Origin of the sequence: Aliidiomarina haloalkalitolerans, from assembly GCF_003987315.1 — a bacterium.
GTDB lineage: Bacteria > Pseudomonadota > Gammaproteobacteria > Enterobacterales > Alteromonadaceae > Aliidiomarina > Aliidiomarina haloalkalitolerans.
The window spans coordinates 85,997-95,819 of sequence record NZ_PIPI01000009.1 but is presented as its reverse complement, the minus strand read 5'-3'; the positions used below and the strand labels follow the sequence as shown (position 1 = coordinate 95,819).

At 49.8% G+C, this 9,823-nt stretch carries 7 protein-coding genes and 1 tRNA gene; 4 read left to right on the top strand and 4 right to left on the bottom strand.

From position 1 onward, the window contains the following. The coding region (locus tag CWE06_RS11160; RefSeq protein ID WP_133307002.1) for an RHS repeat-associated core domain-containing protein at positions 1 to 1,465 on the bottom strand (1,465 nt) is incomplete at its 3' end. Between the two features lie 248 nt (positions 1,466 to 1,713). Further along, positions 1,714 to 1,801, bottom strand: a tRNA-Leu gene (locus tag CWE06_RS11155). A gap of 140 nt (positions 1,802 to 1,941) precedes the next feature. Between CWE06_RS11155 and CWE06_RS11150 the strand changes: the two genes are divergently transcribed. Further along, the gene (locus tag CWE06_RS11150) at positions 1,942 to 2,481 is read left to right on the top strand and encodes an RDD family protein (protein ID WP_126794204.1); all 540 of its coding nucleotides are present in this window, start codon (positions 1,942 to 1,944) and stop codon (positions 2,479 to 2,481) included. Positions 2,482 to 2,511: 30 nt separating this feature from the next. On the opposite strand, the gene lptG is transcribed toward CWE06_RS11150, so the two are convergent. Together lptG and lptF are read right to left on the bottom strand one after the other, a co-directional pair. Further along, positions 2,512 to 3,579 (bottom strand): LPS export ABC transporter permease LptG, encoded by a 1,068-nt coding sequence (lptG, locus tag CWE06_RS11145; RefSeq protein WP_126794201.1) that lies wholly within the window; start codon positions 3,577 to 3,579, stop codon positions 2,512 to 2,514. Then, positions 3,579 to 4,712 carry an LPS export ABC transporter permease LptF gene (gene lptF / locus CWE06_RS11140; RefSeq protein ID WP_126794198.1) on the bottom strand — a complete coding sequence of 378 codons (1,134 nt, stop codon included), beginning with the start codon at positions 4,710 to 4,712 and terminating at the stop codon, positions 3,579 to 3,581. Before lptF ends, lptG begins: the two co-directional genes overlap by 1 nt. 237 nt (positions 4,713 to 4,949) lie before the next feature. Between lptF and pepA the strand changes: the two genes are divergently transcribed. The 3 genes from pepA to CWE06_RS11125 are packed head-to-tail and all read left to right on the top strand — an operon-like array spanning position 4,950 to position 9,779. Beyond that, positions 4,950 to 6,455 (top strand): leucyl aminopeptidase, encoded by a 1,506-nt coding sequence (gene pepA, locus CWE06_RS11135; RefSeq protein WP_126794195.1) that lies wholly within the window; start codon positions 4,950 to 4,952, stop codon positions 6,453 to 6,455. A 3-nt stretch (positions 6,456 to 6,458) separates the two neighbouring features. Then, positions 6,459 to 6,911, top strand: a complete 453-nt coding sequence (locus CWE06_RS11130) for a DNA polymerase III subunit chi (RefSeq protein ID WP_126794193.1) — start codon at positions 6,459 to 6,461, stop codon at positions 6,909 to 6,911. Between the two features lie 27 nt (positions 6,912 to 6,938). Then, entirely contained in the window at positions 6,939 to 9,779 is a 2,841-nt protein-coding gene (locus tag CWE06_RS11125; RefSeq protein ID WP_126794190.1) for a valine--tRNA ligase, read from the top strand. Positions 9,780 to 9,823: the final 44 nt, after the last annotated feature.

The window sequence follows — 9,823 nt, the reverse complement described above, 5'->3', positions numbered from 1 at the left end:
TAAACCCCTTAAGCATAGTTGCTCCTATGGGTTGTGCACCAGGAATAATCATCACAGCCATCGCCAGTAGCGGGGTGAATCTGCCGAACTTGGTGTTTAGCTTCTTAAACAAATACCCACTCGGGTCTGTATAACTCAGCGGGTTATTCAGCACATAGCTGTAGCGGTTGTAGTTCTGCAGGTTTGCGCCCGCCTGAATAAACGGGTCCGCCTGCATAAAGCGCCCAAGCACCGGGTTGTAGGTGCGCCCACCCATGTGAATGAGGTTCAGGTCGTTCACCATGGTGTGGCCGGTGTAACCACGCATCTTCCCTAACCTCAGCCCGAACACAAACTGGTTGTGGCTCCACAAGGTCGCTTGTTTACCCCATGGGTCATAGGCTATCTGTTGTTTCAGAACATTGCCAAGGACTGCATTTCCGGTAATCACCACCGTCGAGCCCTGGGCATCCTTATGCAGGTGGGTCACCTGCTCGGTGGTGCCACTCCCATGCTCGGTATGGGTGACCACCGTACCTCCCACCATAAACCGGTGCTCGATATCGCCGTTTTCTTGTACCGACCGCTCATAACCACCGAACAACCAGCGCGTTTGGGTGCCCGTAGGGCGAATATCTTGCTGGTAAACAAGCTCTCGCTTTGGGCCATACCGGAACAGCGTTCTAAAATCGGCGGCCCGTCGAACTTCAATCGGCTTATCAAATGTGGTGTATGTAAAGCTCTGTAATCCGTCGTTGATTACGTTGCCGTTACCATCATAGGTGAACGTCTGTGTGCCATGCGATGAGCTTACACTCAATAAGCGCGTTGGTCGACTTTCTGGAGCGCCACCCGCATAAGTGTAGCTCGCTCCGTTAAATCCAACATCGCCCTTCGACAGTAGATTGCCATACCCATCATAGGTGTAGTGGGCAACCATATTTGTGCTGCTTGATGTTGTATAACTCGAGTTGCCATGCAAGCTCTGGATCTCTTTGGGCGGTGGATCGCCGGGGTCGGGGACGGGGCCGGTGCATACCATATCTGGAGGACAGGGCTCATCTCCGCCTCCACCCCAATCACCGCGAGTTTCTTGCGTATATTGAGTAAGGCGATAGAGGTTATCGTAATAAAATGACTCGTTAACATCAGAGCCGGTACCTTGACGAAATGTTTGCTGCCGGGACGTTAGGTTACCATTCAAGTCATATTGATAATCTATATTGCGGATGACACCACTATGATAAACAGTCATTCCAGTGAGCCAGCCCGTGGAACTTTGATAACTGTAAAGGGTTTCAGCACCGTTTTGGAACTGCACACGAGTGCCGTTTCCATGCGCATTCACTTGAGTCACTTGCTCTATCATCACCCCTGTCGAATGATTGCGATACCCTTTTAAGAAACCATTTTGATACACGCTCTCGACCACTAGGCGCTCTGGCAGTCCCCTATTATTAGAACCACTCGGATACAAGAATGCCACTGTAACCTTGTTGGAGTAGGCTCAAAGGTCGGTCATTTGCCCTGGAGCTCGCAACGTAGTCACGCTTGCACTGTGCCCCACTGACCTGCTGTACGCCCACCACTTTTGGGTGTTCAGATCCTGCAGCATCACTAAATGGCACAAAAAAACCGGATATGAACCGGAATAGAGAATTGGAGCTACCGAGGGGATGTTTAAACTGAATTATTTAACTTCAATAAATCAATCGTTTACATGATTGTAATGGTTGGTGCCTGGGGACGGACTCGAACCGTCACGGGGGATTAGCCCGGCGGATTTTGAATCCGCTGCGTCTACCAATTTCGCCACCCAGGCATTTTTTGAATCTGTTACGGTTTCGAACCGAACGCAGCGCATTATACTGATGAACGATTTCGTTGCAAGTAGGCTGAACAAAAAGTTTTGTGCATGATAAACTGTTTGCTTGTTATTTGAGCCAAGAAGTCGACATTCACATGCCTAAAAAAGAAAATCAGCAAAATTTAACCGCTGAACCAGAATCCCTGAACCCAATCGAATACGAAAAAGCACCGCGTGCTGGCTTTTGGCGGCGTATCGGCGCCATTGTTTATGATTTACTCGTTGTGACCGCTGTGATTATGCTTGCGAGCGGTATTGCGCTTGGATTCGTGGGTCTATTAACCGCAACCGGTCTACTCTCCCTGCAAGAAGGCCAAGATCACGCCAGCGTGCTACAAGGAAATTGGTTCTATTCACTTTACCTCGTCGCCGTCGTGATTTGGTTTTATGCCGGTTTTTGGGTTCGCGGTGGACAAACGCTTGGCATGCGCACTTGGCGTTTACGTGTACAGAATGAAGACGGCAGCCGCATCAGTAAGCGCCAAGCGATAATCCGTGCGTTCACTGCGCTACTTGGATTAGGTAACCTGACTGTGTTATTCGGACAAAACCGTTTAGCGCTGCAAGACCGTCTTGCTCGCTGTGAAGTGATTGTGTTGAGCAAAGAAGCTAACCAATTTAAGAATTGGAAATAACGCGTTATAACGCCCTCAATACGGTGCTCACTAGCTGCGATTTCTAGTGAGCACCCACAAGGCACCGATAGCAAACACCACTCCCGGTAAAATAGCACCGAGGAAAGGCGTCACGTTATAAACTTGCGAAATCGGCCCGAAAATCTCATTGAAGACGTGGAACACAAAGCCGGTAATCACACCGAGAAGAATTCGCGCCCCCATCGTCACCGAACGCAGCGGCCCGAAAATAAAAGACAACGCAACCAAAAGCATAACTGCCACAGTAAAGGGTACGAGTAGTTTGCGCCAGAACGCCAACTGATAACGACTGGCATCCTGACGATTCGACTGCAAATAGCCAATATAGGCATGCAAGCCACTGATCGACAATGACTCTGGCCGCACGGTGACAACACCTAGCTTCTCTGGTGTTAATGTTGAATTCCAACTCCAACTCGCAAGCCGATAATTGCGAACTTCAGTATCTGAAATCTCGGTATATTGCGCATCGTGAACACGCCATTCTGGTCCGACATAAGTGGCTCGCCCTCCATGAATGACTTTTTCTAATGCGCGGTTCGAGAATTGATAAATGGTCACATTGTGCAAGCGGCCCGTGTCGGCCACTTCACCGATGTGAATGTAATGGTTGCCGTCCTTCGCCCAAATACCGTGATCGCCGCTAATTAAGCTGCCTCCAGAAACAGCTTGAGCGCGCAACTGACGTGCTTGCGATTCGAGATTCGGTACGACCCACTCACCTAAGGCAAGGACAAAAATCATCATCACGATCGCCGATTTCATCACTGACCCAATGAGATTGAGACGCGAACGGCCTGCTGCCATCATCACGGTGAGCTCGCTATTACTTGCTAGCAACCCCATTCCAATCAAGCCACCGAGCAAAGCCGCCATCGGGAAAAATAATTCGACATCGCGTGGGACACTGAGCAGAACAAACGCGAGTGCGTCGGTCATGTCATAGCTGCCCCGTCCAATTGCCCGCAGCTGCTCTACAAACCGAATCAATGCGCTCAAACCAGTAAGCACCAGTAAACTCAGTAACGTGGTCATGAGTACGGTTTTACCGATGTAGCGATCGAGAATACTAAACATTACCGGCTTCCTCGCTGCCATGACCGCAACCATACTCGCATAAACGCACGCAAGCGGTAGCCGGCTGGTCGCTCTTTAATGAGCAACGAAATGCCAATGAGCAACAGGGCTCCGTGAATCCACCACAAGCCAAATTCGAGTGGCAATGAGCCGCTCGCTAAGGCTCGCTTACTCGCCATTAATACCATGAAATAACCAAGATAAATCAGCACCGCCGGTGCCATGCGCGCAAACTTTCCTTGACGTGGATTCACGCGACTCAGCGGCACCGCAATCAATGCCAACAAAGGAATTGCGAGTGGAATTGCGATGCGCCATTGCAGCTCAGCTACGGCTTCACTGTCATTCATTTGTAGTAATTCTTGGGTTGGGACCGCTTCTTGTCGGCGCCGCTCAGACTCAAGTTCCTGCTCACGAATCTGCAATTGATATTGGTCAAAACTCATCACATGGTGGTCGAGGTTAACCAGCGATTGTGAATAACGGCGGCCATCATCCAAAATTAATTGTTGAGCTCCGGTTGGTAAGGTCTCAATTCGGCCCTGTGCTGCCATCACCACACTCGCCCGTGAGTCTTCATTAAACTCACTGCGCGCAGGTAATTGTGCGACAAAGATTTCCTCGAGTAAGCCATCGCGATTCTGGCGTTCAACAAAAATCACCGCTCGTTGTTGTGCCACTTGTTGAAAACGCCCTGTTTGAATCACCGAAACTCCAGCTTCAGAACGAGCGCGGTCAGCAATGGCTTGCTCTTGCGATAAAGCCCAAGGCCCCAGCCACATGGTTAACAAAGCGGTGAGAATGGCGACAACAACCGCAAAGGCTAAAGTCGCTCGAGCGACGTACCACTCACTGATACCACAGGCATGTAACACGGCCATTTCATGATCCGCATACAAGCGACCATGCGCGAGGAGAATACCGAGAAAAATACTAATAGGAAGGATGAGAGCAGCAAGACTAGGAAGTTGCAGCCCAAGTACTTGGATAATCAATTGAGCTGGCAATTGTCCTTCAGACGCCTGCGCCAGCACTTGAACGAATTGTTGGCTAACAAAAATCGTCAATAGGACAAGGAAAACGGCAATTTGCGCTTTGAAGGTTTCACGAATTATGTAACGAAAAATGCGCACTAGTTGAACCTTTAACTTCGTTTTTCACTGGAAATCAGCAAATTTTTCAGTAAACTCTGTATTTTAGTAAGTTTAATCAATTTTGCTAGGTTTTAGCGAGCCTTTTCCGCATCGAATTTTCGGTGATTTCTTCACCATAGAGGGCTCGCTTCAGCTGCAGCAACATGTCAGGATGGCGTGCATATGTTTGCGCATGATGCCATGAGCTGACCGAATAAACCAGAAATGGGAGCGAGCATGGAGTTTAATGTAAAAAGCGGTAGTCCAGAGAAACAGCGTTCAGCCTGTATTGTCGTTGGCGTATTTGAACCGCGTCGATTATCGCCTGCAGCCGAGCAAATTGACAAAATCAGTGATGGTTACCTGAGCAACCTGCTGCGCCGCGGTGACATTGAAGGTAAAGCCGGGCAAGTTCTCTTGCTGCACAATATTCCAAATGTCCTGAGTGAGCGCGTCTTGTTAGTCGGTTGTGGCAAAGAACGTGAACTTGATGAACGCCAATACAAACAAATCATTAGTAAAACCATTGCAACCCTCAACGAAACGGGTGCAATGGAGGCGGTCTGCTTCCTCAGCGAGCTGCATGTCAAAGGCCGCGACACCTACTGGAAAGTCCGCCATGCGATTGAAGCTGCACAAGCTAGCTTGTATGTTTTTGATCAACTGAAAACGCACAAAGAAGAGCCGCGCCGTCCGCTGCGGAAAATGGTTTTCAATGTACCAACCCGCCGCGAGTTACCTGTGGGTGAAAAAGCGGTGCAACACGGGCTTGCTGTCGCTAAGGGCGTGAAGTTGTGTCGCGATGCAGCGAATATGCCACCAAATATTTGTACGCCCGTCTGGTTGGCCGAACAAGCCGAGTTAGTAGCAGAAAACTATACCAACCTGTCGGTTGAGCGAATTAACGAAGCCGACATGGCGAAGCTAGGAATGAACTCTTACTTGGCTGTCAGCCGCGGTTCAGAAAACCCAGCCGTGATGACGCTGATGCATTACAAAGGCAGTCAAGACGACCGTGCCCCCATTGTCCTCGTCGGTAAAGGCCTGACGTTCGACTCCGGCGGTATTTCATTGAAGCCAGGTGAAGCCATGGACGAAATGAAATACGACATGGGTGGTGCCGCAGGTGTTTTAGGTACCATGCAAGCGTTGGCGGAGTTGCAATTATCGATCAACGTAATCGGCGTGCTCGCGGGTTGCGAGAATATGCCAGACGGCCGCGCATACCGACCTGGTGATATATTGACCACCATGTCAGGTCAAACTGTTGAAGTACTCAACACTGACGCTGAAGGTCGTTTAGTCCTGTGTGATGCCCTCACCTACGTTGAACGGTTTAATCCTGAAGCGGTTATTGATATCGCCACGTTAACGGGTGCCTGCGTTATTGCTCTTGGGCCGCATGCAACTGGCTTAATGAGTAACCATAATCCACTGGCTCATGAACTTCTGAATGTTTCGAAGCAGAGTGGCGACCGCGCATGGCAGTTACCGCTTTGGGACGATTATCAAGAAATGCTCGATAGTCCGTTTGCCGACATGACCAATCTCGGTGGCCGACCAGCCGGCACAATTACCGCAGCGTGTTTCTTATCTCGCTTCACCAAGAAATATCACTGGGCTCACCTCGACATCGCCGGTACTGCTTGGAAGAGCGGTAAAGACAAAGGCGCAACCGGTCGTCCAGTGCCAATGTTAACCCAATACCTGCTTGCAAAAGCCGGTTCAACCGCAGGCGAATAAACTATGGCAAGAGCGCCTGAGGTAACATTTTATTTGTTAAGCCAAGCCGATGAACAGGCTTGGCTTGCTCAGGTTTGTACACTTGTCACTTCGCAGTTTTCGCAGCGCCGCAAAGTTGCTATTCGCGCTCGGTCGCAAGAACAAGCTGAGTCGATTGACGAATTACTCTGGCAACAGCCGACCGACCGATTTATCCCGCATAACCTGCTGGGTGAAGGCCCTGCGGGTGGCGCTCCTGTGGTTATTGGCTGGGATCAACCTGCCGAAGCGTTTGGTTATGGCCGCCAAGTTGTTATTAATTTAGCCAATGACAGCGCACCATTTCTACGCGGTACCCAACACATTATCGATTTCGTTCCGGCGCAAGACGCAGACAAAGAATTAGCTCGTGAACGCTTTCGCAACTATCGTCGCAGCGGCGCAAACATTGAAACTGTGCCGCTCCAGCAAGATTAGTAAATTACGCAAGTATTGAAGGACACTATGGATAAAACCTATTCCCCACAGAATATTGAGCAACGTCTGTACCAACACTGGGAGCAGTCGGGTTACTTCCGTCCAGCGGGTCAAGGTGACCCCTATTGCATTATGATTCCACCGCCGAATGTAACGGGTAGCCTGCACATGGGCCACGCATTTCAGCATACACTCATGGACACCTTAATCCGTTACAAGCGAATGGATGGCCATAATACCTTATGGCAAGTGGGTACTGACCATGCAGGTATCGCGACGCAAATGGTGGTTGAGCGCAAACTGGCAGCACAAGGTATTGATCGCCACAGCTTGGGGCGGGAAACCTTCATTGACAAAGTGTGGGAATGGAAAGCCGAGTCTGGTGGCACGATTACGCAACAAATGCGTCGCTTAGGCGACTCAGTCGACTGGGATCGCGAACGATTCACCATGGATGAGGGGTTGTCTGCGGCGGTACAGGAAGTCTTTGTCCGTTTATACGAAGACAACCTGATTTATCGCGGCAAGCGTCTCGTTAACTGGGATCCAAAGCTAAAAACAGCAATCTCTGACTTAGAGGTTGAGAATAAAGATAGCCAAGGTAGTCTTTGGCATCTGCGTTACCCATTAGCCGACGGCGCAACCACCGCCGATGGCAAAAACTATGTTGTCGTTGCCACCACTCGCCCAGAAACCATGTTAGGTGATGCTGCCGTCGCGGTACACCCTGACGACGAGCGTTACGCTGCATTGCATGGCAAGTTTATTGAATTACCACTCACGGGACGTCGTATTCCGATCGTGGTTGACGATTACGTTGACCAAGAGTTTGGCTCTGGCTGTGTCAAAATCACTCCAGCTCATGACTTTAACGACTATGATCTCGGCAAGCGTCACAATTTACCGTTAATCAATATCCTCACCGATGACGCTCATATCTTGGCCGAAGCCGAAGTGTTCGACCTCAAAGGCCAACCACGAAGCGACATTGACACCCATCTGCCTGCCGAATTTGCGGGTCTCGAACGCTTTGCTGCCCGCAAGGCAATTGTCGCAGCATTCGAGTCAGCTGAGCTATTAGAAAAAATTGAAAACCACGCCAACAAAGTACCTTACGGTGATCGCTCAGGCGTCGTCATTGAACCATTCCTTACGGACCAATGGTACGTGCGTGTCGCTCCATTAGCAGAAACTGCAACCAAAGCCGTCGAAGATGGTGAGATTCAATTCGTACCAAAACAGTACGAAAATATGTACTTCAGTTGGATGCGAGACATTCAAGATTGGTGTATCTCGCGGCAGCTCTGGTGGGGGCATCGCATCCCAGCTTGGTACGACGACGCTGGTCAGGTTTATGTTGGGCGTAGCGAAGCTGAAGTTCGCAATAAATATAATCTAGGTGACATTAAACTCCATCAGGACAATGATGTTCTCGATACTTGGTTCTCATCCGCATTATGGACGTTTTCAACCTTAGGTTGGCCTGAAGACACCGAAGCATTGAAAACTTTCCACCCGACAGATGTGTTGGTCACTGGCTTTGACATTATTTTCTTCTGGGTCGCACGCATGATCATGATGACCATGCACTTCCTGAAAGACGAGAACGGCAAACCACAGGTTCCGTTCAAAACGGTCTATGTCACCGGCCTTATTCGAGACGAACAAGGCAATAAAATGTCGAAGTCGAAAGGTAATGTTATCGACCCACTCGACATGATCGACGGTATTGAACTGGAAACACTGGTTGAAAAACGCACCAGTAACCTGATGCAAGAGAAGGTCGCTGAGCAAATTGCCAAGCGCACTCGCAAAGAGTTTCCTGAAGGAATTAGCGCACATGGTACCGATGCACTGCGATTCACTTTAGCAGCACTTGCTTCGACCGGACGCGATATTAACTGGGACATGAAGCGGTTAGAAGGCTATCGCAACTTCTGTAACAAGTTGTGGAATGCGAGCCGTTACGTACTGATGAATACAGAAGAACAAGACTGTGGGCGTCAAGGTGGCGACTTGCAGTTGTCGCTGGCAGACCAGTGGATTCTGGAACGCTTCAACAGTACGGTTAAAGATTTCCGTCGTGCTCTTGACCAGTATCGTTTTGACCAAGCAGCGGCTATTGCCTATGAATTTACTTGGAATCAGTTCTGTGATTGGTATCTTGAACTGACCAAGCCCGTACTGCAAAACGGTAGCGAAGCGCAACAGCGTGGTACACGTCATACGCTCGTGCAGGTTCTAGAGCAGTTACTGCGTCTACTGCACCCATTACTGCCATTTATTACCGAAGAAATCTGGCAACGTGTGGCTCCGTTAGCCGGTGTGAATGCCGACACGATCATGCTTCAGGCTTATCCGCAGGTCCAAGAGACACGCTTTGCGACAGCCTCTGACGATATGGAATGGTTAAAGCAAGTGATTCTTGGGGTGCGTAACATTCGCGGTGAGATGGACTTATCACCCAACAAGTCGCTACCCGTGTTGATTGCCAATGCCGATGATCTTGCTCTGCGCCGGTTACAAGAGAACGAAAGTTTTCTAAGTGCGTTAGCCAAGCTTGAAAGCATCACTTTCTTAGCGGCCAACGAAGAAGCGCCAGCAAGTGCCACAGCTCTGGTCGGTCGCACTGAGATCCATATACCAATGGCTGGATTAATTGATAAAGACGCTGAGTTAGCGCGCCTTGATAAAGCAATCGAGAAAGCTGAGAAGGATCAGCAGCGTCTTGCTGGCAAGCTTAGTAATGAAAACTTTGTCAGCAAAGCACCTGCCGACGTCATCACGAAAGAGCGTGAGAAACTAGCAGAGGCGGAAGAGCTTGTGCGCCAATTACAAGTTCAACGCAGTCGCATTGCGGCAATCTAATCCACTTCGGAGGATGGAAAGCCGAGCAATAAAAACAGCCGCTG

Bases quoted from the DNA above. Each gene is read 5' to 3' on its own strand.
- CWE06_RS11150 (WP_126794204.1), top strand. From the start codon at position 1,942: ATGCCTAAAAAAGAAAATCAGCAAAATTTAACCGCTGAACCAGAATCC.
- lptG (WP_126794201.1), bottom strand. From the start codon at position 3,579: ATGTTTAGTATTCTCGATCGCTACATCGGTAAAACCGTACTCATGACC.
- pepA (WP_126794195.1), top strand. From the start codon at position 4,950: ATGGAGTTTAATGTAAAAAGCGGTAGTCCAGAGAAACAGCGTTCAGCC.
- CWE06_RS11130 (WP_126794193.1), top strand. From the start codon at position 6,459: ATGGCAAGAGCGCCTGAGGTAACATTTTATTTGTTAAGCCAAGCCGAT.
- CWE06_RS11125 (WP_126794190.1), top strand. From the start codon at position 6,939: ATGGATAAAACCTATTCCCCACAGAATATTGAGCAACGTCTGTACCAA.